Genomic DNA, 1,061 nt, shown 5'->3' with positions numbered 1-1,061 from the left:
GCCTGGGGAGCCTCGGATTTTGGCCCAAGCGCTAGCGGAGACATCATGCATTTCGATTGCCGCAACACGGGGCTTGGCAGGGTCATCAACGTAGGCTTTGTGCCACCGGAACGGAGATGCGCTTGAACACGGCTCCTTAGGAGGATTTCTTGCATGCCATTACCTGTTTCAGCGGGAATCATGAGGTCAGTTGCGATCGCACTGATCGGATCGGCCTTGACGATCGCATTTAGCGGATTGGCACACAGTGCCGATCTCGTCGCGAGTACGGCAAGCGACCTCCAACAACGGTTCGCCGCCGGTGCACGCTACGTGATCGGCAGCGAAAGCCCTGATAACCCTCATCCAGTTCCGAAATCAAGGCTGGCGACCCGTTGCTGGAGAACGAACTCGTAAGACCCTATAGCCGTCTTGTCGGACATGGATCCGCCAGCATCCTCGACTGCAACTACGAAATTCCCAGATCAAGCCGTCGGGGCTGGGTAATCGTTGTGGCGGCGAGCCCTCGCAATCTGGCCGAAAGAATGGTCAACGCCTGCAACGAGGTCGCTCCCGGCCAAGCCCAAGCTTGGTGAGCAAGCTTATGGATGCAGACGATTTCACGGTTGCGGCCGGATCCAACAGCTTCATATTTCCAATCACGGGCTTCGTGCGAGAACCCTGCAAGGGCGGAGAGAATTTGATCGGCTTCCGCCATGGTCCAGTACGCGGACGGGCCCACCAGCAAAAGCAAACTGCGCTACTGCATCACGGCTGTCAAAAAGCCTGATTGGCAACGGGAGGTGGGCCTCACTTTTGGTACCTTCGCAGTGTTCAGGGTGGGCCGCCTGGCGGCGGTCACGCGGGCTGAGGCGGCCGTCGATGGGCGATTTTCCAGAACCGGGCGAAGGGACAATCGAGGGACTGCAAGCCGATCCGTTTCAAGCCTACGTCCGCGACAACGAGATAAAGGCCGTCGAAACGGGCTAAGATCGAATGATGATCATCAAGGCAGCGCTCAAGATGGATGTCCCTGTACCCGCAAAGCGACAGGGTTAGAACTCGAAAGTTGCGGCAGCCCC

Annotated in this window: 2 protein-coding genes; both read right to left on the bottom strand. The window is 58.2% G+C overall.

Annotated features, from left to right (window positions below; genetic code table 11):
- Window positions 1–448: 448 nt before the first annotated feature.
- Window positions 449–697, bottom strand: a complete 249-nt coding sequence (locus tag EN780_RS34925; protein ID WP_128276517.1) for a hypothetical protein — start codon at window positions 695–697, stop codon at window positions 449–451.
- Between the two features lie 140 nt (window positions 698–837).
- A partial coding sequence (locus EN780_RS39895) for a hypothetical protein (RefSeq protein WP_210215086.1) occupies window positions 838–1,061 on the bottom strand: 224 nt, incomplete at its 5' end.

The sequence above is a fragment of the Mesorhizobium sp. M4B.F.Ca.ET.089.01.1.1 genome (assembly GCF_004022605.1).
GTDB lineage: Bacteria > Pseudomonadota > Alphaproteobacteria > Rhizobiales > Rhizobiaceae > Mesorhizobium > Mesorhizobium abyssinicae.
Note: the sequence above shows the minus strand (reverse complement) of the source record. Positions and strands in the feature narration are given on the sequence as shown.

What these genes read in the sequence shown, in the direction of transcription:
- EN780_RS34925 (WP_128276517.1), bottom strand. Translation starts at nt 697, where the DNA reads ATGGCGGAAGCCGATCAAATTCTCTCCGCCCTTGCAGGGTTCTCGCAC.